Annotated in this window: 16 protein-coding genes and 2 CRISPR repeat arrays; of the genes, 3 read left to right on the top strand and 13 right to left on the bottom strand. The window is 68.0% G+C overall.

From position 1 onward, the window contains the following. Positions 1-23: 23 nt before the first annotated feature. From HNQ01_RS18900 to tnpC, 7 genes are all read right to left on the bottom strand, one after another. Entirely contained in the window at positions 24-1,307 is a 1,284-nt protein-coding gene (locus tag HNQ01_RS18900; RefSeq protein ID WP_173807054.1) for a TIGR02679 family protein, read from the bottom strand. Continuing rightward, positions 1,304-5,506: a TIGR02680 family protein gene (locus HNQ01_RS18895; RefSeq protein ID WP_286180976.1), complete on the bottom strand. Its 4,203-nt coding sequence runs from the start codon at positions 5,504-5,506 to the stop codon at positions 1,304-1,306. Before HNQ01_RS18895 ends, HNQ01_RS18900 begins: the two co-directional genes overlap by 4 nt. Continuing rightward, on the bottom strand, positions 5,506-6,810 hold the full coding sequence (locus tag HNQ01_RS18890; RefSeq protein WP_173807052.1) for a TIGR02678 family protein: 1,305 nt from the start codon (positions 6,808-6,810) through the stop codon (positions 5,506-5,508). Before HNQ01_RS18890 ends, HNQ01_RS18895 begins: the two co-directional genes overlap by 1 nt. Before the next feature lie 10 nt (positions 6,811-6,820). Beyond that, entirely contained in the window at positions 6,821-8,353 is a 1,533-nt protein-coding gene (locus HNQ01_RS18885) for a TIGR02677 family protein (protein ID WP_173807051.1), read from the bottom strand. Positions 8,354-8,432: 79 nt separating this feature from the next. Next, positions 8,433-9,407: an endonuclease/exonuclease/phosphatase family protein gene (locus HNQ01_RS18880; protein WP_173807050.1), complete on the bottom strand. Its 975-nt coding sequence runs from the start codon at positions 9,405-9,407 to the stop codon at positions 8,433-8,435. Between the two features lie 373 nt (positions 9,408-9,780). Next, the gene (locus HNQ01_RS18875) at positions 9,781-11,358 is read right to left on the bottom strand and encodes an ATP-binding protein (protein ID WP_173807049.1); all 1,578 of its coding nucleotides are present in this window, start codon (positions 11,356-11,358) and stop codon (positions 9,781-9,783) included. A 992-nt stretch (positions 11,359-12,350) separates the two neighbouring features. Then, complete coding sequence (gene tnpC, locus HNQ01_RS18870) at positions 12,351-13,709, bottom strand: IS66 family transposase (protein ID WP_173807048.1); 1,359 nt, start codon at positions 13,707-13,709, stop codon at positions 12,351-12,353. A 198-nt stretch (positions 13,710-13,907) separates the two neighbouring features. On the opposite strand from tnpC, the gene HNQ01_RS18865 reads away from it, so the two are divergent. Both HNQ01_RS18865 and HNQ01_RS18860 read left to right on the top strand, forming a co-directional pair. Beyond that, entirely contained in the window at positions 13,908-14,093 is a 186-nt protein-coding gene (locus HNQ01_RS18865) for a hypothetical protein (protein ID WP_173807047.1), read from the top strand. Positions 14,094-14,850: 757 nt separating this feature from the next. After that, positions 14,851-15,342, top strand: a complete 492-nt coding sequence (locus HNQ01_RS18860) for a hypothetical protein (protein ID WP_217427618.1) — start codon at positions 14,851-14,853, stop codon at positions 15,340-15,342. 257 nt (positions 15,343-15,599) lie between these two features. Here HNQ01_RS18860 and HNQ01_RS18855 read toward each other — a convergent pair whose 3' ends face one another. The 3 genes from HNQ01_RS18855 to HNQ01_RS18845 all read right to left on the bottom strand — a co-directional run bounded on the left by HNQ01_RS18855 (position 15,600) and on the right by HNQ01_RS18845 (position 19,184). Continuing rightward, positions 15,600-16,574 carry an IS481 family transposase gene (locus HNQ01_RS18855; protein ID WP_173807045.1) on the bottom strand — a complete coding sequence of 325 codons (975 nt, stop codon included), beginning with the start codon at positions 16,572-16,574 and terminating at the stop codon, positions 15,600-15,602. Positions 16,575-16,866: 292 nt separating this feature from the next. Continuing rightward, positions 16,867-17,946, bottom strand: coding sequence for a ParB/RepB/Spo0J family partition protein (locus tag HNQ01_RS18850; RefSeq protein ID WP_173807044.1), 1,080 nt, complete (start codon positions 17,944-17,946; stop codon positions 16,867-16,869). Continuing rightward, complete coding sequence (locus HNQ01_RS18845) at positions 17,946-19,184, bottom strand: AAA family ATPase (RefSeq protein WP_286180974.1); 1,239 nt, start codon at positions 19,182-19,184, stop codon at positions 17,946-17,948. Before HNQ01_RS18845 ends, HNQ01_RS18850 begins: the two co-directional genes overlap by 1 nt. Before the next feature lie 476 nt (positions 19,185-19,660). Between HNQ01_RS18845 and HNQ01_RS18840 the strand changes: the two genes are divergently transcribed. Further along, positions 19,661-21,085 carry a replication initiation protein gene (locus HNQ01_RS18840; RefSeq protein WP_173807043.1) on the top strand — a complete coding sequence of 475 codons (1,425 nt, stop codon included), beginning with the start codon at positions 19,661-19,663 and terminating at the stop codon, positions 21,083-21,085. A gap of 15 nt (positions 21,086-21,100) precedes the next feature. Then, a CRISPR array of direct repeats spans positions 21,101-21,828; the repeat unit is 37 nt; unit sequence GTCTCAATCCCTTCAACATCAGGGAAGCCGGTCAGCC. A gap of 152 nt (positions 21,829-21,980) precedes the next feature. Here the strand turns inward: HNQ01_RS18840 and csx16 are convergent. From csx16 to HNQ01_RS18825, 3 genes are all read right to left on the bottom strand, one after another. Next, complete coding sequence (csx16, locus tag HNQ01_RS18835) at positions 21,981-22,340, bottom strand: CRISPR-associated protein Csx16 (RefSeq protein WP_173807042.1); 360 nt, start codon at positions 22,338-22,340, stop codon at positions 21,981-21,983. Between the two features lie 19 nt (positions 22,341-22,359). Beyond that, complete coding sequence (locus HNQ01_RS18830; protein WP_173807041.1) at positions 22,360-22,881, bottom strand: hypothetical protein; 522 nt, start codon at positions 22,879-22,881, stop codon at positions 22,360-22,362. Positions 22,882-22,943: 62 nt separating this feature from the next. Then, positions 22,944-23,267: a PASTA domain-containing protein gene (locus tag HNQ01_RS18825; protein ID WP_173807040.1), complete on the bottom strand. Its 324-nt coding sequence runs from the start codon at positions 23,265-23,267 to the stop codon at positions 22,944-22,946. Between the two features lie 148 nt (positions 23,268-23,415). After that, positions 23,416-23,871: a CRISPR direct-repeat array (repeat unit 37 nt; unit sequence GTCTCAATCCCTTCAACATCAGGGAAGCCGGTCAGAC). Positions 23,872-23,928: the final 57 nt, after the last annotated feature.

Raw genomic sequence — 23,928 nt, 5'->3', positions numbered from 1 at the left:
ACGCCGCTCAGGGCGTCACGCCGTCAGTCGACGAACACTCGGGGCTGCGCTGTGCAGCAGAGCCGCTGAGAGGAAAAGGCACGGTCCGCTTCGCGCAGATCGTCCAGCAACAGATCCACGACCGCCTCCTCGGCCACCGCACAGCCCTGTTCCCGCATCGCTGGCGCGAGCGCAGCGTCCCACGGCGCCTCGGCCGCGTCCGGCCCGAGCGCGTGGTCGCGGGCCAGGGGCGGCAGCGTCTGCACGGCGGCCAGATAGTCGGCGCAACCGAAGCGCCAGGGTTCGGCCCCCTGGCCCTGCAGCACCTGCCGAGCGATGCGCAGGCCCGCCCAGTCAAAATCGCCGTGATAGCGCAGCCGTGCGCCGGCGTCGCGCAACTGGTTCAGCAGCACCCGTTGCGCGGCCGCGGGCATGCCGTCGGTGCAGACCAGCGGCGCGCAGTCGCGCCCGAGCCGATCGGCCGCGATGGCCACGACGTTCGGGTTTTCGCAGACGAACACCGTCCGCTGCTCGACGGTCCAGACGGGCGCGCCCCGCAGCAGTTTCCGCAGCGAGGTGTAGGCGGGCTCGCCGGGACAGGGTCCGGCATCAGGCGTCGCGGTCGTCGGCAGGTTCAGGTGCAGCACCGGCCGAGCCAGCTCATTGACCAGCACGCCCCACCGCGCCCAGCGCGCCCGCCGGCTTTCGTGGTCCGGATCGTCTTCCGCGTCCGGCGCGCCCGCGAGCACGAGCGTGGCCAGCGGCTGTCCATCATCGAGCGCATGGGCATCGCCCAGCGTCTCGGCGGCGAGCTGGGCGCGAGTCAGACCCTGCGCGGGCAGATGCGCCAGCACAGCCTCGGCCTGTCGCAGCAAGCGCTCGGCGCGCTGCGGCTGTGCGCCCGCAAGACGCTTGAGCAGCCCCCGGCCCTCCGGGCGCTGGAGCAGCCGGTGCAGCCCGGTGCCGGGCGCGACCCCGGAGACGACGCCGTCCCAGCGGTCCTGGAGGGTGGCCTGCTCGGCGGCGCGGTCCACGATCGGCCCGTCGAGCTGCTCCAGCGCGTCGCGCAGCGAAGTGGCCAGCCCGGCACGCCGAAGCGCCTCGTCGATGCGGAGCACATCGATCTGCAGCGCCTCGCTGTGTCTGGGCGCCTGCCCGAGCAGCCCCGCCAGCATCTCGTGCTCATGCGGCGCCAACGCGGTCAGTCGCATCCGCGTCGGCGGGGCGTCGGCCGGACTGCGCTCGAAACGCTGGCGCAGCCGCTGCCGCAGCCCGGATCCCGCCTCGCCGCCCAGCACCCGCCGCAGCCGCTCCCGGTCCGCGCTCATGCCTCGGCCGGCTCGAAGCGCCGGTCGGGATCGTCCTCGCGGCGGCGGGCGCGACCATCCCAGCTCCAGCGCGACACCAGCACCGCCTCCACCCCTTCGCGACGCAACAACTGACAGATCGACACGCCGGGCAGCTCGGCGTAGCAGGCCCACTCGCGTTCGCTGGTGATGACAAAGTCGAGGTCGAACTCGTGGATCAGGGCCATGCAGTGCGCCCGAGCGGCGTCGTCGATGCCGGCGAACGCTTCGTCGAGCAGCACCAGGCGGGGCGCACGCGCCTGCGGACCGCTGCCGTAGAAACTCGCCACCGCCGCGAACAGCGGCACCGTCAGACCCAGCGCCCGCTCGCCGCTGGAGGCCGGTCCGCTGAGCTTGCGCCACTGGCCGTCCTGCCAGCGCTGCACCCGAAAGACATGCCAGCGGCGGTAGTCGAGCGCGCGGGCCAGCTGCTCGCGCAGGCTGCCGGTGCCCGCGGCCTCCGCTCGCGCCCGCTCGGCCAGGATGCGCTGCTGCAGCATCGTGCCGATGACGCGCCGGTCGGCCGCGGACCACAGGTCGGCGTTGGTGTGCAGCAGGTGGCGCCGCGCCGCCTCCAGCCCGACCGGTGCGCCTTCGCTGCCCTCGACCAGGGGCTCCCAGCGCAGCCGGTAGCGCACGCCGGTCGAGGTCGGACGCTTGTGCAGCTCGGCGTTGATCGCCTCCACCTGGCGGTCGGCGGCCTTCAGCAACTTCTGCACCTCGGCGGCGATCTCGGCCTGCAGGTGGTTTTCGAGCACCTCGCGCTCGTTGGCCGTCAGCAGCTCGCGGCGCTGCGCGATCTCGTCGGCCAGCCGGGCGGCGAGCTGGTCGGGCCGCTCGGCGCGGTTCTGGTAGAGCACGCTGACGACCAGCCCAAAGTCGCTCGATTCGGCCTGTGCCCGGTGGCCGAGGGCGGTCAGCGCGCCCTGCAGCTCGGTCAGATCCTGCGAGATCTGGCGCTGCAGGCGGTCGCGCGTCTCGTCGTCGTCGCGGACCTCGCTCAGGTCACGCTCGGCCGAGCGGGCCAGCGTCAGGGCTGGATCGATGGTCCAGGGCTGTCGGCCCTCCGGCTGCGGGAGCGCCGGCAGGGCCACGGCCAGCAGGCCCGTGTCCGCAAAGCGCTGGAACTGGGCGACCGCGGCCGCGCGGGCCTGCGTGCTGCGCGCGAACGCCTGCGCGGTGGTCTCGGCCCGTGCGTCGGCGACGGCTCGCGCCTCGCCTGCCTGCTGCCGGGACTGGCTGGCCTCGCGCAGGGCCCGCTCCTGGGCCTGCACCTGCTGCTCGGCCTGGGCGATCTGACGCCGCAGGGTGTCCACCTCGGCGCCGACGGCGGCGCGCAAGGTGTCCCAGCGCGACCGGGCCTCCTCGGCCTCCTGCCGCTGCAGGCCCCACTGGCTCTGGCGCTCGGCGCGGTCCTGGGCGGTGCGCGCCTGCCGGGCCTGTTGACGCTGGTGTTCGGGGTGGAGCAGGCGCGCCGCCTGCAGTGCGCGCACCAGCGCACCCTGCGCCCGGGCGAGCTGCTCCAGCGGCTCGCGCAGGGCAGCCAGGGCCTCGGCGCGCTCGGGCAGCCGCAGGTCAGTGGCGTCGTCGTGCAAGACCTGCCGCGCCGCGTCCACCTGCTGACGGGCCGCGCGGCACCGGTCTTCGGCGGCCTGCAAGCGCGTGCGAGCCGCCGTCAGGGCGCGGGCGCTGGCCTCGGCCTCCAGATGGGCCTGGCGCAGCGCATCGTCGGCGGGCGCACTGCGCCACTCGCCGTCGGCCTGAGCCCGGTGCACGGCCAGCTGCTGCATGTGCTGCGCGTGGATCTGCTGCTGCGCGGCCAGTTGGTGTCGTTCGTCCTCGATCTCGGCCAAACGGCGTTGACGCGCGGCCCGGCGTGCGGCGAAGCCGAGGTGGCAGGCCGCGGCCTTGGTGTGCGCCCCCACCAGCGCGCCCAGCCTGAAGCGCCCCTGCGGCGACACCCAGGCCACCGCGTTCCCCGGATCGTCCCCACCGCAGGCGATGCCGCCGAGGATCCGCTCCACCACCGCAGCGGCCACCGGCGGCACACCGGCGCCGACCTGCGCCCCACGAACCCAGCCCGCCAATGACTGCGCGCGCGGCAACATCGGTGCGTCCGCCATGACCCACACCTGCGTGTCCTGCCAAGGTGCGCCGTCGTGCCGGGGATCGTGCTGCAGCTGCCCGTCGGGCGAGACCCAGGCGTCGAGCAGGCCACTGGCCTCCAGCGCGGCTTCAAGACCGGCGCGGGCCTCATCGGGCACAGGGTCGTCGAACTCGATCAGCTGCCACAGCGGCGCCCCCGGGCGGTCCACACGGCTGGCGGGATCGCGCCAGGCTGGGGCCAGCGGTGTGACCTCTTCCCCCGACGCCAGGCGTTGGCGCTCCTGGTCGAGCCGGTCGCGTGTCTCGGCCAGGGTGCGTGCGGTCTGGTCCAGGGCGGCCTGCTGTGCGCTCAACGCCTGCAACGCCCGCTGACGCGCATCCTCAAGAGCCCGGTGAGGTGGGGCCAGCGCCTGGGGATCGCGCACCCAGTCGGCCAGCGCGGCCAAGGCGCTCGTGCGCTCGTCTGGCGAAAGCGGGAGGGCCTGCAACCCGTGCAGGTGATCGTGCCAGGCCTCGATCAAGTGCTGCGCCTGCTGCTCGACCGCCGCGTCGGCCCGGGCGGCCCGCTCGATCGCCTCGTCGGCCTCGGCCTGGCTGTCGTCACGGTGGCGCTGGTGTTCCTGCTGCTGCCACTGCACCTTTCGAAGGGCCTCGTGGTGCTGCATCAGCCGCGCGATGGCGTCACGGCGGTCGGCCACGCTCTGGCGCAGTTGTTCGCACACCGCGTCGAATGCCGGGGCGGCCAGCGTGGTCAGCGCCTCGTCGTCGAGGGTGAACAGCGGGTGAGTGGCGTGTTCGGCGTCCAGGCCCAGCCCCGACGCCTGATGCAGGGCCTCGCGGCGCGCCTGGTCGCGCGCCTGGCGCAGGGCGTTCAGCTGTCCGGCCAGCCGCTCGGTCTCGCTGGCCTCCTGGGCAATGCGGTGTTCGAGGGCCTCCAGGTCGCGCTGGGTGTCCTGCGCGGCCCGCTCGCGGGCCCGGGCTTCACGCTCGGCGATGGCCAGCCGGTTGGCATCCTGCAGGGTCGGATCAGCCCGCAGGGTGTCCAGCCGCGCCCGGCAGGCATGCACCGACAGCTCGGTCTGCTCGAAGGCCGCCTCTGCGGCTGCTTCTTGCTGCCGGGCCGTCTGCAGGTGCTCGCGGGCTTCGGTGCTGGCGCGGCTGGCCTGGTCGAACTCGGTCTGCGCCTGCCGCAGCAGCCGGGCCTGGCGTCGGCCGAGGGTGGCGGCGTACTGGCCGTAGCGGCGCTGGAACTGGCGCACGGCACGCTCCAGCGCCTCGTGGCCCTCCAGTTCCTGGCGATCTTCCTCCAGCCGCTGCAGCGCATCGGCCACGTCGCCGAGCAGGTCGGGCGACAGGGGCGGCAAGGCTTCGGTCAGCGCGTTCGACAGCGCCCCCTCGTCCGGCTTTCTGGACAGCTGGGGCTGGCGCAACTGGATCAGCGTGTCCATCAGCGCACCGTAGCGCTCGTCGCCCAGGCCGAACAGGCGCTGATCGACCGCGAGCCGGTAGGCCTGCGCGGTCTCGAACACCTGACCGCGACCGTCGATGGCCTCGCTCAGCTTGTCGCGGGCGAGCACCTGCCGGCGGGTGTTCACCAGCCAGAGGTCCTGACCGACGCGGGGGGCGGGGCGCTCGCCCGCCGCTTCGAGCAGGAAGAACCAGCTCTCGACCTGGGCGCGGCCCTCCACGGCGTGCAGCCCGGCGCCCAGCGTCAGGTAGTGCGGCGTGCCGTCGGCGGCGCGGCGGCCGAACTCGATCCAGGTGTAGCCAGTGCGGCGCGGGTAGGTGCCCAGCAGCAGGTTCCACGCCATCTTCTTGCCCGGATCGCCGTCGGGCTCGATGCGCGAGGACTTGATCTGGGCGTCCAGCAGGAAGGGCAGCACCAGCGACAGCACCTTGGACTTGCCGGTGCCGTTGTTGCCCCGCAGCAGCAGGTGGCCGTCCCGGAACCAGAACTCCTCGCTGTCGTAGCGGAACAGCTCGACCAGCCCAAGCCGCAGCGGCTGCCAGCGTGTGCGCCGTGGCTCGGGCAAAGCGGGGCGGGCGGGGGCGGGGCGGTCGAACAGGCAATCCATCATGTCGTGTGCGGCGAGGCGAACAGGTCGGTCCCTGTCGGGCGGGGAGGCGTGGTGGCCAGCGGGGTGGCGAAACGCGCCAGTGCAGGCCGCGGCTGCAGCCAATCGCCGGTGCGAGTGATCAGGTGCAGCCGCTCCAGCCGGTCGAGCGCCAGCGCGGCCAGCTCCGGCGCGGCCTCGGGCTCGCGGGCCGACTTGCGCCAGAAGCGGCCGTGCTGCGCCATGCAGCCGCGCACGAAGTCGATCACCTCGTCACGATGGACCCCTTCGCGAGACGCCAGATGACCCGCCACCAGCAAGGCGACGTGGGCATCGGTGCCTTCGCCGGGCAGCACGGTGTCGGTGAGGCGGCCGTCCTCGTCCACCAGCGCAATCCCTTCGGCACGCTGCTCGGGCTGCAGGCCCGTGGCCTCCGAAAGGCGGGCCGCCATCGGGCCGCGCTGCTGCACCGCATAGGCGCGCAGGTCGGGGTCGAGCGTGTCGAAGTAGACGACCGGGTCGTCGAGCAGGCGGCGCGCCAGGTGATGGCGCCAGGCGGTGCGGCGGGCCTCGTCGCTGTCGAGGGCGCCGCCGGCCACCACGTCGGCGCCAAGGGCCTGCAGCCGCGCCTCCAGCGTGTCGGGGGTCTCGTCGGCGGACCAGGTGGACGGCCCGCGCACGGCGGCGAACACCCCGCCCAGGGCACGGCGCTGCACGTCGTAGAGGACATCGTGCTGGGCAGCTGCTGCGGCGTCGGTCGGATCGGCATGGCGCACGAACCCGTCCTCGTCGCCGGCCACCTGCACCAGCACGCCCAGCCCGAGCAGGGTGCGGCACACGGCCACCAGCTCACGCCGCTCGCCCGCCGTGCCGAGGGTGAACCCCCAGCCGCGCTCGGCCAGCGTCGGCTCGGCGGCCAGCGTCAGCAGGCGCTCGCCGAGCTGACGCAGCGAGATCTGCGGCTCTGCCCGCTCCAGCACCGCGCAGGCCAGGCACAGCAACGCATAGCGTCGGCGGTCGTAGCCGGGCAGGCCGCGGGTGGCGTCGCCCGTGTCGGCCATGCGCTTGTACAGCCGCGCGCCGTCGCGCTCGACCTGCAGCGTCCAGCCCGCTTCCCGGGCGAACCACTCGCGCAGGGCCTGCGCATGCTGGCGCACCGCCGCGAAGTCGGCGTCGCTCGCGGGCATCAGCGGGGTCATCAGCAGCGCCCGCAACGCGGTGCGCAAGGCCTCGCGCTGTTGCTGCTGCTGCCACTGCCCGATGGCGAGGCTGTCCGGGCGGCGGGCATTCGCCGGGGGACGGTCCCGTGGAGAAATGACGCTCATGGGGCTGCGGTCATGCCGGGGTGATGGTGACGAGGTGGTCCCGGCCGCCGAGCACGCCGCGGGCCGACACGATCTCGGCATGACTGTCAGCGGCGAGGGGCTCCAGGCGGATGCGCATCAGGCCGTCGCCGCTCAGGCGCTCGACGGGCTGATCGGGATCGGCCTGCTCCGCCAGGGCTTCACCGAGCAGGCTCAGCAGCAGGTCGAGCGATTCGCCCTCCAGCGGGCGCTCGGCCGACAGCTCGGACAGCCGCAGCACCTGCCCGGTCGCCAGGCGCTGGCGGGCCGCTTCGATCTGCCGGGATTCCTCCGCCAGTTGCCGGGCGATGTGCTCGCGCTCGACGGTGCGGTCCTGCACGGGGGGCGCGACCCCGCGCGGCGCGGCTTCGCCGAGTTCGCGCAGGCGCGGCTGAATGGCCAGCGGCGGGGCCTGGTGCCACGGCGTGCTGGCGGGCAGCGGCGCATCGGACGACACGGTCATCGCCAGGTGCCGCGCAGGGTGCAGCGCGAAGGCCGCACGGGCCAGCCGGTGGCTCTGGGCGTCGTCTGCGCAATCGACGAACCAGCCGGCCAGCAGGCGGAAATCGGCGGCGCGGTCGCTGCGCCCGCTGCGGCGCTCGTTGAGGGCGGCGATGGCGCCGAGCAGCTGCGGGATCGCCGAGCGGGCCCGGGCGCGCAGCAGTTCCGCCTGAGGCGGCGTGTCGCCGTGGCGCAGGAACCAGCTCCGCAGACCCCGCCAGCGGCCCTGCCAGACCTGGTGACGTGCAAGCCGATCGGCAGCCAGATCGGTCGCGGCGTCGGGCGCGGCGTCACGGGCTTCGCGCGCGGCCACGGCCTGCAGCAGCGACTCGATGTCCGGCTCCAGCGCGCTCAGGTGGGCGGCGATCGTGCCCGAGCGCCGCACCAGATCGCCCAGGAAGCGCTCCAGGTAGTCGATCAGGCGCCGCTTGTACTGCACCACCGCAGTGGCGTCCGCCTGGCGCAGGTCGAGCTGACGGGCCACGCCGGCCATGAAGTGCTGCGCGTTGCGGGTCATCTCCTCGAAGCGCTGGGCGAGGTCACGCAGGGTCTCGTGGACCTTGGCGGCATCAAGGACCGCCCCTTGCCCACGTCCTTCGGTCGCGAGCCGGCACAGCGCCTGCAGCCGCATCGTGATGTCTTCGAGTGCGACCGTCTGCAGCTCCGCCCGGCGCTGCAGGCTGGCAGCGAACACGTCCAGCGCGGCCTCGACCGCCTCGCCACCCGCCGACAGGCGGTAGAGAAAACGGGCCCGGTAGTAATCGTTCAGGCTGGACACGCGGGCCATGTCGGGCTGCGCTTCCAGGTTTCCCCAGGCCGACAGTTGTGTCAGCGCCGCCTGGATGTCCTCGATGCGCGGCACCGCCCCCACCGCCCATTCACCTTGCGCGAGCACCTCGTCCGGACGCAGCTGGAGCTGGTACTGGCGCAGGGCGGCGGCGAACACGGCCAGGATGCGCCGGTAGAGGTCAGCCTTGTCGGCGCCGAGGTGGCGGAACAGATCGTGGTCGGAGGTCGTGAGCATGCCGGTGTCGTTCCGCGACGATAACCGTGATGATTTTATTTTTCAAATAAGGTCGCGGAGAAACGGCCCGCAGGCGCACTCAGAGTGCGAACTCGGCCCAGAGAGGAAAGTGATCCGAGACGCGGTGGGAGAGCGCCAGCCGGGTCATCTTCTGGTCGGTATAGAGGAAGGGAGTGAAGTCGATGTGACCGGCCTGGCGCAGGCGTGCGTGCATCTGCTGCTGACCTGCGCTGTCCTTGAACCAGGCGATCTGGTCGTAGAAGGCGCCCTGGTCAGGCTTGTCGGGGTTGGAAAAGAGAGTGCGAGGCACCTTGTTGAGTGCATCTGGCACCGTCAGGCCGGTGGAGGTGAAAGCCTGCCAGAGCTGATCGCCCTGGCGATCGATGTTGAAGTCGCCCAGCACGATGAGGTTCTGCGACCAGTCGCTGGTCTGGTCGGCCCAGTCGCGCATCCAGCGGGCGATGGCCTTGAGCTCGGGGATGCGCTCGGTGCTGGAGCTGCCATACAGCACATGCAGGGTCACGAGGATGAAGGTGGTGGCGCCGGCGCGAAAGCTGACGGCGTAGGGCGTGCGGGCGAACTGGCGCTGGAGGGCGTCGGGGCCGACCTGCTGGAGCCACTCCTGGGGCACGACCAGCTCGCAGGCCAGGCCGGAGGGCTTGAGGCGGGTGGTGTCGTAGAGGAAGGCCATGCGCTCGTCGTTGCCCGAGACGCCCTGAGTCACGTCAGTCATCAGGAAGGCCCAGTCATCGCCGAGCCAGCGCAGCAGATCGCGCAGCGCGCGCAGATCACCCTTGACCTCCTGGAGGGCGATCACGTCGAAGCGGCGGATGATCTCGCCGATGGCCAGCAGGGCGCGCAGGTCGCGTTTCGGGGAAGCCTTGGCGGAGGCGGTCCATTCGCGGGTCAGGGAGGCGAAGGCGCGCAGGTTCCAGGTGGCGATCAGCAGGTTCTGGCCGGGCAGGCGTTTGGGCACGTGCTGGTCGAGATGAGCGCACAAGGCGGCGATGTCGCGAGCGACGGCAGGTGGGGGCGGGTCGGTGATGTCGGGCATGGGCAGCGGACCTGTTCAGGATCCGCAGATTTATCAGATACGACCAACGAAACCTATGCCTGACGCACGTCGGACAGAGGGCTTATCACGTTGATCGGGGCCGCGCCGTGCGTTTTCCATGGTGCGCCGTCGCTGGCGGCCATCGCCCTGAGCCCAATGCCGAAGGGTCATCTTTCGATGATTTGATGAAATCATGATCATGATAAGTTTCATTATCATGGACGGTGTTCTTTGATGAAAAACCGGATCCATCGAGACCCGGCGAATCCAGAAAAATCCGTCCGATCAAGCACTTGCGCAGGCCACGCCCTGTCACCGACCCTTCCCCGCACCTCACCTGAAGCCGCAGGGATGAAGCGGCCTGCATCGCCCCTCAGGCGGCCGAGATCGTCTCCACCTCGAAGCCGACGACGTTGCGCTCGGCCCGGCCGAACTCGATGCCGACGAGGTGGATCGGCTCGCCGCGGGCGCGGTACTTGTCCGCGTAGCCGCGGTCCTTGATCTGTCGGAGGGCCTGTCCGGTCGCCTGGCGGTCGACGACCTTGAACTCGAACAGGAACACCCGCCCGGCGTGCAGCACCGCCATGTCGATGCGCCCGTGGCTGGTGGCGTCTTCCACCCGCACGTCCAGCCCCAGCGCCGCGAAGTGGCTGTAGAAGACGCTCGCGTAATGGCCCTCGAAGCCGGCGAGCGGGTTGCTGCGATACCAGTCGCTCGGAATGCTGGCGAACAGTGCGCGGATCAAGCCCTCCAGCTCGTCGAGCGCACCGCGCTGCAGGATCACCGTCAGCCGCTCCTGCGCCTCGGCGTCACCCGGCACGCCGTACTCGGGCAGCAACACCTCGTTCAGGCTCGCCTCGACCTCGCGGTTCGGATAGCCCAGCGTGTACATCCACTTGCCCAGCACCGGCTGGCGCACGTCGTGGATGGTGAGATAGCCCGCCTGGAACAGCAGCGCCTCCGGGGTGATGCGGTCGACGTCGAAACTGGAGAGCAGCGCCGCCGTGGTGTGCAGCACCTGAAGCCGAGGCAGGAAGACCTTGCGCTCGGCGAGCAGCTTGACCAGGAAGGACGGCGTTCCCGTCTCGAACCAGTACGCGCCGAACACTCGCTTCTGGAACAGGTTGAGCACGTCGTAAGGGTTGTAGACCCCGGTGCCGAGCCAGTTATAGCCGTTGTACCAGCGCCGGATCTCGTCGCGGTCCAGCCCGGGCAGCTCGGGCGCAAAGACGGTGTCGATGTCCTCGTCGGTGTAGCCGCACAGTGCGCTCCACCGAGCATCGAGCGTGATGTCGGTGAGGTTGTTGAGCCCGGAGAACAGGCTGACCTTGCTGAACTTCGACACGCCCGTCAGGAAGACGAAGCGCAAGTGCTCGTCGCAGTCCTTGAGCGTGCCGTAGAGCTCGCTCAGCATGTCGCGCTGGGCCTGGGCCACGGCCGGATCGGTGAGGTGATCGAGCATCGGCTTGTCGTACTCGTCGACCAGCACGACGGCGCGCTCGCCCCGGCTCTGATGGGCCTGGCGAATCAGGTCGGCGAAGTTGCCCGCCAGGTCCTCTTCGGGCAGTCCGACGGGCAGCGGCAGGTCGAGCGCGACGCGGTTGACCCGCAGGTTCTCGCGGATGCGCTGCGCCAGCAGGCGGCCTTGCAGGCCGGAGCCGCTGGAGAAGCTGATGCGGATCACCGGATGGCGCTTGGACCAGTCCCAGCGGGATTCGGCGGCCAGGCCGGTGAACAGCGCCTGGTTGCCCTCGAAAATCTCCTTGAGCGTGTCGACCAGCAGGCTCTTGCCGAAGCGGCGCGGGCGGCTCAGGAAGTAGTACTTGCCGGCCTCGATGAGATCGACGGCCATGCCGCTCTTGTCGACGTAGTAGTGGCCGCCTTCGCGTATCTGGCGCAGGTTCTGGATGCCCAGGGGCAGCTTGAGGCGAGGGAGCGCGGGCGTGGTCATGGCCTGAGTGTACGGAGTACGCCCCTCGGACAGGGGCTGCGGTCTGGAGCGGAGACACCTTGGCATCGACCCGAGGCGCGCAGGGCTATCGCTGCCCAAGGTTCAGCACGCCGTCGTGAAAAGGGGCCCCCGAGCAGATGCGGCGCACCGGCCCCCGATCACCATGCGGAGGTGACGGCATGCCGATTCTTGATCACACGCGGCACGGCATCAAGTCGGATGGGAGTGATCAATCCGCCTCGGCCGCGGTGAAGATCGCTGCCAAAAACCTTAGTGCCACCTTAGCAGTTGATGCGGCGCCAGTGCGAGCACGGCGGCTTGAGCGCTCGCGCTCTGGCGACATCAGCCGCCGAGGTGGATCGGTTCGCCGAAACGGCCACTGAGCGACGGGGGATGCCACACTAGCCCGAGGTGGTGCACATGGTCGTCGATGATCTTGTTCAGAGGCAGATCGAGCTCGGCCCGGCGGTGTACCTCGCCTCGCCTGCGTCCAAGTCGATGTGCATCACCGGGTGCTGCTTTGACCCGTCATATCGGGGTTCCGCTACCAGACCATGGAACAGAGCCCGGTTGCCCTCGATGAGGGTACGGCCTCAAGGCCGAGATGTTTCCCGGGGTCGATGGCAAAGAGGCATCGTGCGGACCACCCAGGGTTACCGCACGCACAGACAACTGCGCGGCCCCGAACCCTTAGCACCAGCGTCACCCCTCCCATGGATGTCACCCCTCCCATGGATGTCACCCCTCCCATGGATGTCACCCCTCCCATGGATGTCACCCCTCCCATGGATGTCACCCCTCCCGTGGATGTCACCCCTCCCGTGGATGTCACCCCTCCCGTGGATGTCACCCCTCCCATGGATGTCCCTTCCTCATGCGAAGTACGTATTCACGCGCCCCTTCCTTGACGCGCCCAGCCCCACACCTCCCGGCAGGCCCCGCCACCAGGAAGCACGAACAGCAACGCGATGAAGTGAGCCCAGCCGGCGCGCTCAGCCGCCGGGCAGCAGCGAGGGCATCGGGCCGGCGCCCAGCCAGGCGCGCAGGTCGCGGTCCTGGCGGCGGCAGCGCTCCATCACGGAGAAGCCCCGGGCGACGAAGTGCTGGCCGCGCGTCGAGCGCGTCGGGCCGCTGATCTTGCGCTTGAGCACCACCGTGCGCAGCGCCTGCTCGGCTGCGTTGTTGGTGGGCTCAACGCCGGCGTGCCGGGTGAAGGTCCACAGCGAGACCTCCTGGGCGAGCAGGTGGGCGCAGGTCTGCGCGGTGCGTCGGCAGCCTGCGCGCGTGCCGCGCTCGAGCGCCTGGCGCACCCGGGTCTGCAACCTTTCGAATTCGGCCGGGCCGGCGCCGCGCGCGCGCCAGCGGAACATCACCCGCCCCAGCCCGAGCAGACGCCGGCCGGCGCGGCCGGCGATGCGCTCGAAGTCGCGCAGCAGGTGCGCCCAGCACACCTGGCGCCGCTCGGGCGCCACCCAGTCGTACACCGCGTAGCGGTCCGTCACCAGCACGCCGGCCGGGCGCTCGCCCGCCAGCGCCTGTGCTACGTAGCGCGCCCGCGAGGGCAGCACCTGGTAGACCACCACCTGCGGCTGCACCGTCGCCCACACCCAGTGCCGCGTCGGCGAGCCCGCCTGGCGCCAGCTCGTCTCGTCCATGTGCAGCACCGCCGCACCCGCGCAGCTCGCCGCCGCCTGCTGCACCGGCGCCTGCAGCGCCCGCGCCACCACCCCTTGCGCCTGCGAGATCGCCCCCAGGCTGAACCTCACCCCCAGCACCTCCCCCAGCAGCGTGCGGATCTTGTCCTGCGTCAGGTGGTACTTTGTGCCCAGCGCCCCGATCAGGGCCAGCGCCCTCGGCCCGATCTGCCCACGAGGCACCCCGGCCGGCAGCACGCTCTCGTGCGTCTTGCAGCAGTGCCCGCACACCCCGCGGTACAGCCGGTACTCCTGCACCTCGGCCCGCACCGCCTGCGCCAGGTCTGTCACCTGGTGGCGCAGCGCCCGACCCGGCTCGATCGGCCCGCCGCACTCGCACACCTCGGGCGGCCGCAGATCGTGCACCGCATCGACCTCGCCCTCGTCCAGCAGCGCCCGGTACGTCCCCTTGTGCCCGGGCTGACCGCCTCGCTTGCGCTCGCTGGCCCGGCGCGGCCGGCTCGTCCCCGCCACGTCCGACGACGGCGGCTTCGACGAGTTGCGCGAGTCCAGCTTCACCCGCTCCTGCAGCCACGCCACCTGCTCGCGCAGCTGGGCCAGCTGCTGGCCCAGCGTGTCGATCACTTCGTGGCACTGCGCCAGCGTCTGCGGCTTGGCGGGCAGGTCTTCGGGCTCGAGAGATGGGGGCGGGTTCATCGAGCCTGACTCTCCCGCCGCACTCGCGCGCTGTCTACGCGGGCTTCAGCGGGTTGACGGCCTTGGCGGGCGTGTCAAGGAGGGGGGGCTGAACACGTACCGCCCGGTACATCCCCTTGTGCCCAGGCTGCGCACCTCGCTTGCGCTCGCTGGCCCGGCGCGGCTGGATCGTGGCCACGTCAGCCCGAGGTGGCGCACATGGTCGTCGATGATTTCGTGCAGGCGCAGCTCGAGGTCGACCCGGCGATGTACCTCGCCTTCGCCCAGGTCGATTCGGATCACAGGACGGCACTGAGCGGCCAGACCGGTGAGCAGCTCCTTGAGCGAGTCGACCCGCGGACTCTTGCGGAAGAGGCGGGGTCGGGCACTTGCCCGCGCCGATGAGGTCGACGGCAAGCCGCTCTTGTCGACGTCGTCGTGCCCGACCTCCCGAATCTGGCGCAGATTCTTGATGCCCAGCGGCAGCTTGAGACGCGGCAGCGGGGTCTGGGCAAACCGACTCGACCGAGAGGCTGTACAGCAGCTTGAACTCGAAGCGCAGGATCGTGCCCTGAGACCGCCGACTGCAGGACTGTTCGGGCATCCACTCACATCGCCACGCGGCATGTATCCACCTGAGACGCAGCGGCGTCTGGACGGGGCCCGATAGGCTCGGCATCGGGTGAGCGAAACTTGGCTGTGATGCTTGGCGTTGTTTGTGCACCCGGACGGGCAGCGGCCGGCGATGACGGCCTCTCCAGCGGTGATGACGATGGCCTGGGCATCGCTCTGCTCTTTGTCGCGGATGTTCGGTCAAACTGTCTTGGGCCAACAGGCCCAGCGCCTCGTCCGAGTCGTCATAGTCCGCCCAGGCATCTGGCGAATCGAAGTACCCCAGTGCATGGACGCTCGACAGCGCGTCTTCGCAGGCCAATTCGGGGTCTTGCACTATCTGGAGGTCACGGTCTCTGAAGAAGTCCGTACAGGCATCGAAACGGGTAGGGCTGGAGTGCGAATTGCGCGCGTCCGCACTCATGAGCAGGGAGTGCCAGTCTGCTGAGCAGCAGAAAGCGTCAGGTGCAGTGACACAAGAGGGGACACCCAATTGGGAATGACGCGCCAGCACCTGCACATCAAAGAAAACTCGATGCGAATCTTGGAGATGGCGAAGAACATCTTCGGCAACGCGGTCCGGGTGATGCGCGAGGCGCAGTCCGTCCGCGCCGACCCAGACACCCTGGATGATCGGCATCGCCACGAAATGCGCATGCACCCGCGACTGGTCGCGGTGAATGACGAACGAGATCGGATGGTCGAAGCGGGCACACAGCACGGTCTGGACGCTGGCCCAGAAAGCGGGAATGTCGAGCTCAGGCGGAGGCTGGATCACATGCTCGAGGGCCAGCACGCCGTTGGTGCGGAAGGGCCGCTCACCGGCCAGAGCCTCCCAGTGTGCAGTGGCCTGGTCGGGGCAGGCAGGTCCGATCAGGAGCTGATTGAGCCCGGACCGCGTCGCGTCGATGGGCTTGCGGCAGCGATGGTGCTCGTGGTCGCGCCGCAGGTTGTGGCGAAAGACCTCGCGCATCTTGTCGCACGCAGGGCGCATGTCGTCCTTGCGCTGCTGACGATGCAGGCGCATCGCCTGGCATCGTGACAGCCCCCGCTCGGCCATCAGCTTTTCAACCGCCTGCTCGCGGCGACGCGAATCCACCCTCGTGATGGTCTGGCCTCGCAAGCAAAAGCCTACCCCGAAATCGTCAGGGTGAGGCAGCCTGGAATAAGCCGTGTTCTCGTGCACGTTCAAGAACATTCTTCGCGCGGGGCAGGTGAAAAGGCCGGCATATTAATCGATGCGAACTTCTCGTGTGCCCGGGCGATCGCTGATCGCATTCCCCGGTGCTGCCGATCTGCCTATATGTCGAGTCCCGCCTGTTCATAAACCCGCTTGACGAACAAGTCGGGCCGGCGAGTGCGCCACTGCTTGAGTGCCTGAACGGGAGAGAGATGATCGAGAGCCCGCTGGGGAATGCGGTGGTTGTAGGTGGCCGCGTAATGGGTCAGAGTGGTCTCGAGTTCTTCGGCGCAGGCGAAGCGGGTCTGGGCGATGACCTCGCTGATGCGGCCATTGAAGCGCTCGACCATGCCGTTGGTCTGGGGGTGACGCGGCGGGCACAGCCGGTGCTCGATTCCAAGCGCCTGGCACCGCTGGTCGAAGGCATGCTGGCCGCTGGGGGTTCTGGTCCTGCTGGTGAAACGGTCGGTGAACTGGCTGCCGTTGTCGGTCAGCACGGTCTGGATCTTCATCGGCGCGGCCTGACAGAGCCGGCGCAGGAAGTCCGTGCTGCTGGCCTCGCTCTGGTGGGCGTAGATGCGCAGGAACACCCAGCGTGTGGCGCGGTCGATGGCCACGAACAGGTAGCGGCGCGCAGCCTCGTCGGGCATCTGCGGCAGGTACTTGATGTCCACATGCACGAAGCCCGGCTCGTAGTCCTTGAACGTCTTGGGAGGCGCAGGATCCTCGCCGACGAGTTCGGCCTGCAACGCGCGCAGGTTGGCCACGCCGTGGCGACGCAGGCAGCGGTCCAGGCCAGAGCGGGAGGCGTGCGGGTTGATGAACTCGCGCGTGATGACCAGCAGATCATCCAGCGGCAGCAGGACCAGGCGGCGCAACTCGACCACGATGGCCTCCTGCGCGGCGGTGAGCGTCGTGCTCAAGGAGTGCGGACGGTGGGAGAGATCCTCGGGCGTTTCACGGCGCTTCCACTTGCGCACCGTGGCCACGCTGACGTTGTAGCGCTCGGCCAGTTCCGTCAGGGAAGCAGAACTGGCTTTGATCTCGGCTCGTGTGCGAGGAGTCGTGCGGGCCTGGGGGTGGATTTCGCTCATGTCGCGCAGTCCTGTCGAAGTGATTCGATGACGCCCCGCATCAGGTCTCTGGCTTTGAACAGCGGCCAACTGCGGGTGGGTACATGATCACATGGGATGCAACACCTATATCTCGCTTTTCATGTTCTTTTTTGTGCTTTTCCGATGCGCCCGCAAGCCGTCAGCATGGAAAGGTCCGGGTGCATACGCGCCATACGCAACGGATACCCTCATGAACCCATGATCTTGATATCTTTCCATTTTGGCACCGTATCAAGGCGTTGGCCGCAAGCATATTTGCGTCAGGTCTTTTCTACCACTTCAAGACCTCTCTCAAGACATCTTCCAACCGGCACAGCAGTTCGGTCTTCTGCTCTTCATCCAACGTCACGTTGTCCAGATCGATACTGACCCCACCAGACTTCCGGTAGCGCATCTGCCCCAAAACTTTGCCACTGACGACCAGATCAACCGACGCAGCCTGCGCTGGTTCAGCAGGAGTGTTGAACGGTTCAACACTTTTTGCAGGCTGATTTCGCTCGGAGATCAACTGTTCGAAGATCGCCTTTGACGACACGGCCATCGGGGACATGGCGATCTCGCGGGACGCCGCAAGCATGCCTGCTGGATCACGCTGTGCTGCATCAGCGAGTTCCTTCACCCAGCGGTACTGGATCTCGTTGGGCGAAGGGAAGGCCTGGATGATTTCCGCAGGCAGCCGGGTCAAGGCCACGCTTCGCGAGGCTTGGCCGACGTCGACTCCGACAGCTTCGGCCAGTTTTCGCAGCGACGGATAGAGCCCCTCGTCGAGCGCCTTGCGGTACATGCAGCCCTGTTCCCATGGGCTGAGGTTCTTGCGAGAGCGGTTCTCGCGGTCCATCTGCTGGAACAGTTCCTGATCGCTCATCGGCTCGATCAGTGCTGCCACCTTGAGACCCAGCTCGAGGCAGGCACGATGGCGCCGGTGACCGTAGATCAGCTCGAAGTCAGCCACAGCCCCAGGTGTTGAACCGTTCAACACTTGCCCAGGCTTCAGCGGACGGACCTTGATCGGCTGGACATTGCCGCCCGCACTGCGGATCTCGTCCTTGAGCAAGGCGAACTCGGCATCTGCGAAGGACGTTTCATGGCGATTGGCCCAACGCGATGGCGCAACCCGAGCAGGTTCGAGCATGCGGACCACCTGTGCGCCGTCGAACTCCTGCAGTCGCGTCCGAAGCTCCTCCACCTCTCGGACCGCGGCCGACTGTTGCCCCATGAACTGCAACATGGCTCCCGGCGCCGTCTTGGGCCGGGGATCCTGCGCAGGACTGTCCGGTACATCGGATGCGGCCACCGCAGGCTTGTTCGGCAGATTGATCAGTCCAGCCTTCTCAAAAATTTTCTTCGCCATCACTTGCCCCTACGAGTTCGATTGGCCGCAACAGGTGCCATCTGCGGCAGCGTCGGGCTGTGCACCTGCTTGCGCCAGACCGACTGGATCGAGGTCTCGACATAGCTCACGAACAGGTCATAGGCATCGCGTGCGCGCTTGAACGTCTTCGCATTGCCGTCATACCGCTCGACGTCGTAGACCGTGCCGAACTCGGCCGAGGCGGTGGCGGTCACAGCGGTCTTCGGAATCTCGACCGGCAGCACCTTCTCGGCGTAGGTGGTCTGGATCCATTGACGCACGATGTTGGCAGTGACATCGGACGAGTCGACGCGCGACAGCAGGATGTGGAGGAAGTCGAATTCCTTGTCGAGCCCGCGCCGGGTCAGCAGTTCGTCGGTGAGGTCCGAGAAGATCGACCAGAACTGCGCGGCCGACGCGAAGTCGAGCGCGTTGGGTGGCAGCGGCATGACGATGCCGTTCGAGGCCATGAAGGCATTGATCGTCGTGTAGGACAGCGAGGGCGGGGTGTCGATGACGATCACGTCGTAATCGGGCCGGACATCGTCGACGCCATAGTGCAGGACGTTCCAGAACTCGAATTCCGGTTCCTGCGTCTGCCGTGACGGAAGCGCGAACTCGGCACCAAACAGCGCCGGTGCGGCGGCAACCAGGTCGATGCCGTCCCAGTAGGTCGGACGGATGGCGTAGCGGATCGAGTCCTCGTTGCCCAGGATCAGCGGCAGGATGGTGTCCTGTTCCGTCACCTCCGCATCCGGCAGCTTGCCGAAGAGGGTGGTCAGCGATCCCTGCGGGTCGGTGTCGATGACAAGGACCTTGTGACCCAGCAAGGTCAGCCCTTGCGCAAGGGTCATCGCGGTGGTGGTCTTGCCGACGCCGCCCTTGAAGTTGCCGACGCTGATCGTGATGGCCTCGGCCCCGGCCGGACGCAATCTGTCCTTGCGGTACTCACGAATCCAGACGCGCGCTTCAGCCAGCGTGAACTCCCGTCGGGTGCCCGACGGGTTGAGCTTCCCGCTGGGCAAATCGCCCTTGTTCATCCTGTGTGTCAGCGTGCTCTTCTCGACATCGAGCATGAGGGCCAGCTGGCTGAGGTTGAATGTGGGCGCGGTCTTTCGTGAAGTGGGTGACAACATCGCGCTGCGCACCTGGGTCATCATGTCCGTGGCTCGTCCAGCCTGGTGAGCAATCGCACCCAGGCTGATGCTCTTCTGGCCGTCAATGTTGAGCTGTTCCATGTCTGTGAACCTCCAATGGCATCAGCCTAGCACGGTGATCAGGAGGTGTTGAACCGTTCAACACCCGCGCTGTTGATCAGGGTCTTTGCCTGCTTGTGCCGAGACCTCGTCATGCCCCTGGAATTTCCCCGAAAAAATTTTTCTCGCGTTCTTTAATCTCTTTAATCTCCTTTAATACCTTTAGGTCGAAAAACACCCTTAATAATCAATGACTTGCGTTATTTTGCGTGAACTGTTACGGGAGGATGTGTGAGGTAGAACGGGAGTCGATGTGAGGTGGAACGGGAAGTGATGTGAGGTGGAACAGGGAAATCGCCGGGTACAGGCGTTGACGATGGTTGGGCTGCCGGCCCTTTGCTTGTGAGTGCTCGGCGTCGTCATGAAGTGCGTGTTTTCGGGATCTTGGGTTGCGGGTCGGCTACAGTCCGGCCGTGCGGGATGGCTGGATTCCCGCGTGTGCCTGCCGAGATCTGCCGATGGTGTCTTCCCTGTACGAGATGATTTCTGATCCGCTGACGCCGGAGGCCGCGCCGAAGTCGGGTGTCGATCCCGACCTGCTGAAGAAGCCGGTCAATGCGCTGGCCATCGTCCCGCAGAGCCAGCGCATCACGCCGCTGTTTCGCAAGTCCTACAACGTCATGCTGCGCATGGCGCAGGAGCAGGGCGTCGACCAGGAGGTCTATCGCGCCCCGATGAGCGCGATCATCCGCTCGCTGGACTTCGACTCGAACGACACCGGGCTCATCAAGAAGCACCTGCGCGCGATGGCGGCGACCCTGGTGGAGTGGCAGTCGCCCTCCAGCGGCGAGGTGGGCACCTGGGCGGTCAGCGGGCTCATCGGGCATGCCGAGCTGCGCAAGGTGCGCGGGCAGGTCTGGCTCGAGTGGTCGTATTCGGTCAAGCTGCGCCAGGAGCTGCTGCGGCCCAGCGTGTTCGCCAAGCTGTCGCTGGAGATCATCGCGCAGCTGCGCTCGCATGGGGCGATCGCTCTGTACGAGATCTGCTCGCGCTACCGCGAGGTCGGCCAGACGGCGCGTCAGCCGTGGTCCTGGTGGCGTCCGGTGCTGAGCGGCAAGCCCGAGACTGACGAGACCCGCAGCCAGGAATACCGATTCTTCAAGCGCGACGTGCTCAAGCCAGCGCTCGCCGAGGTCAACGCGGTGACCGATCTGGTGGTTGAACTGGTCGAATCCCGGTCGGGGCGTTTCATCTCGGACCTCCAGTTCAAGGTGCGACTGCGGGAGCAGCCCGGCGGGCCGGCGGCCGCGGCGCGTGCGCATCCCGCGATCGATCCGGCGCTGGCGGCTCGGCTGCACCAGCTCGAGGTCGATGACCTGACGGCGGCGCAGCTGCATGCCGAGCATGGCGAGGCGCTGATGCGATCGGCCGTCGAGATGCTGGCGCGGCGCGTGGCCTCGGCCTATCCCGAGCCGCTGCGCGATCCGGCGCGCTATCTGCGCACCGTGCTGGCGGCCGAGCGCAGCAAGGAATTCGGCCGGACGCCCGAGGCTGCGCCGCCGTCGGTGCCCGAGCGCTCATCGGCTGCGGCTGCCCCGGTGCGCCGTGATCTTTCCGATGCAGCGTTGAAGCTGGCCGAGCAGAAGCGGCAGGCGCGCTGGCATGAGGAATGGCAGCGCCGACGGCGTGCGCATGTGGTCACTGAGCTGGAGGCCCTGCCGACGGCGGAGCAGGATCGCCTGGTGCAGTCGCTGCTGCTCGACATGGAGGCGCGCCGCGTCCACCCCACCATCCGCAAGCGCCTGCAGACCAACGGCTGGCAGCATCCGATGGTGCTGCACGAGATGGTGCGCTTCTACGCCACGACCCGCATCGGCGACGGATGGGACCGGCCGACGCCGGAACAGCTGCTGGAAATCGCGGGGCAGGTGGGCGACGCGTGAGCCGCCCACCAGACCGGCGCAATCCCTTTAACATCAGGGAAGCCGGTCAGACCCAGGTCATCGACAGGCCGACGCCGTACACGGAGTCTCAATCCCTTCAACATCAGGGAAGCCGGTCAGCCCGTCGCGAGCAGGATGCGAGCAGTGCAGCCAGTCTCAATCCCTTCAACATCAGGGAAGCCGGTCAGCCGGGAGACCACACTGACCTACGGTGAAGAGATCGTCTCAATCCCTTCAACATCAGGGAAGCCGGTCAGCCCGAGTCGTTTGGGATGGTCAGCGATGAACAGCACGTCTCAATCCCTTCAACATCAGGGAAGCCGGTCAGCCCCTTGGCAATTGCTTCGCTGGGGACCACCCCCCGTCTCAATCCCTTCAACATCAGGGAAGCCGGTCAGCCATCAGGAATTCGATGCAGCGTAGCCGGCAAGAGTCTCAATCCCTTCAACATCAGGGAAGCCGGTCAGCCGCACAAGGAAGAAATCATGAGCGTTCTGAGCTTGTCTCAATCCCTTCAACATCAGGGAAGCCGGTCAGCCGCTGAATTCCTCTATGGCTCGGATGTAATCATGGTCTCAATCCCTTCAACATCAGGGAAGCCGGTCAGCCGTGCTGCTATCTGCCTTCGTCGGTGCGCACGTGTCTCAATCCCTTCAACATCAGGGAAGCCGGTCAGCCTCACCCGTCGTGGTGAAGAATGGTTCACGTCTCAATCCCTTCAACATCAGGGAAGCCGGTCAGCCTCTGCGCTCGGAATTCGTCAATGCTGACAAGCACTTGCAAGGATGCTTGAAGAAAAAACGACGAGGCGAAAAGCTGACTGTCGGCGAGGGGCGTCTCCACGGGGTTCGGTCTGAACCGGCGGGGCGCATTGTAGCGCGGGGCGCCGGGCGGTTCAGTTCTGGTGCGGCGGCAGCTCGCTGACCTGGTAGCGCACCAGCCGGGCGCCGAGCGCGTCGAGCTGGTCGGCGCCCAGTTCCTGGCCGCGCAGCGTCGGGGGCACCTGCATCGAGATGGCCCAGCACTGCGCGCCCGCGCGGCAGATGGCCGCGGCCAGGTTGAGCGGGAACACGCCGTGGTAGCGGGCACCGGGCACGATCTCGTGCGGGTGCAGGTGCTCGACCACCCGCACCGGGCGGCCCAGGCGGCGCTGCACCCACTCGGCCGCGCCGGCGTGGCGGGTGACGACGCAGTCGAGCGGCGACCCCTCAGCCGGAGCGGGGGCGGCGACGGGATCGAGGGGCAGCAGGATCATGCGTGTGTCCGGGTGGGGATCAGGGGTGCGTCGGGACCGGCTTGCCGTTCTCGGTCAGCGTGCCGTCGGCCGCCAGCACGAAGACATGGCGGCGGGCGGCCGCGCGGCGTTGCTCGGCGGGCGGCTCGAACGGGCCGGCGTGGCCGGGCATGGTCACGGTGATCACGCCGTCGCCGCTGCTGCGGATCTGGAAGCTGTCGCTGCAGGAGCCGAACTTCGGCGTGGCGCGCACGCCCTCGCGGCGCACGGTGACGAAGACGAGCTGGGCCGGGCAGGCCGTGCCGGCGTTGTCCTGCACCAGCACGATGTCGCGGTCGCCCTGGACGAAGGTGCGCAGCGGGTTCAGGTCGCCTTCGCCCTCGATCGGCGGCGCGAAGGGGCGGCCGCGGTAGCTCAGCGCGTTCATGTCGCTGATCTGCAGCGCGCCGAAGCGCGTCGGGATCGTCTTCGTCTCCTGCTGGGCGAAGGCGCGCGGCGCGCCCAGCGTCAGCAGCGTGGCGGCCATCAGCAGGCCGAGCGAGGTGGAACGGATCGTCGTCATGGGGTCCTCCCTGAATGAATGAATGAATGGAATGGGGGCTGTCTCGGGCTGGGCGGGCGGTCTCAGCCGGCCTCGTACCAGCTGCGGTAGCGCACCGTGCTGCCGCGCGGCACGCGGGTGCCGGCCTTGGGGCTCTGGCGGTAGGCGCAGCCGATGGGCGCGGCGTCGGCATCGACCGGGCCGTGCACGGCGGTGGTCTTGGGCTTCAGGCCGGCGGCGCGCAGCGTGCGGTCGATGTCGCCGAAGCACTTGTCGTTCAGGTCCGGCACGACCACGCTCGGGGCGGCGGCCGGGCTCTGCGCGCGGGTGGGCGGCGCGCTCATCAGCGCGATCGCGGCGCCCAGCAGCAGCGTGGCGGTCATCGGGGTCTTCTTCCTGAAACTCATCGGTCTTCCTTGCTGAGAGCGGTCTCTCGTGTGGTCGGGAACAGAATGTCCCATGCCCGTCCGGAGCCCTCGCCGTTTGGCAAGGTTGCCGCCGCCCGCCCTGCGCCGCCCAAATAAAAACCCGCCCTCGTCGCCGAGAAGCGGGTTTCAGAAAATCCCTTCAACATCAGGGAAGCCGGTCAGACGCCGCCATTCTGGAGCCTTCGGGCTGCAAGGTGGTGTCTCAATCCCTTCAACATCAGGGAAGCCGGTCAGACATTAACATGTCGAAGTTCGCGCAATTCGAATTGTCTCAATCCCTTCAACATCAGGGAAGCCGGTCAGACGGAGAGCCCTGGCTCAGTGCGCTACCACGTCCAGTCTCAATCCCTTCAACATCAGGGAAGCCGGTCAGACTATCGTGGAACACTTTGCATTCGTCATCACCGTCTCAATCCCTTCAACATCAGGGAAGCCGGTCAGACCGTCTTTTCCGCCGGTATCCGCGTTGGTGTCACCGTCTCAATCCCTTCAACATCAGGGAAGCCGGTCAGACAGAAGTACCGCACGGACATGCTCGACGTTGTGGTCTCAATCCCTTCAACATCAGGGAAGCCGGTCAGACTCTGCGCTCGGAATTCGTCAATGCTGACAAGCACTTGCAAGGGTGCTTGAAGAAAAA

The organism is Sphaerotilus uruguayifluvii (assembly GCF_013294065.1).
In the GTDB taxonomy this organism is placed as follows: Bacteria; Pseudomonadota; Gammaproteobacteria; order Burkholderiales; family Burkholderiaceae_C; genus Sphaerotilus; species Sphaerotilus uruguayifluvii.
Note: the sequence above shows the minus strand (reverse complement) of the source record. Positions and strands in the feature narration are given on the sequence as shown.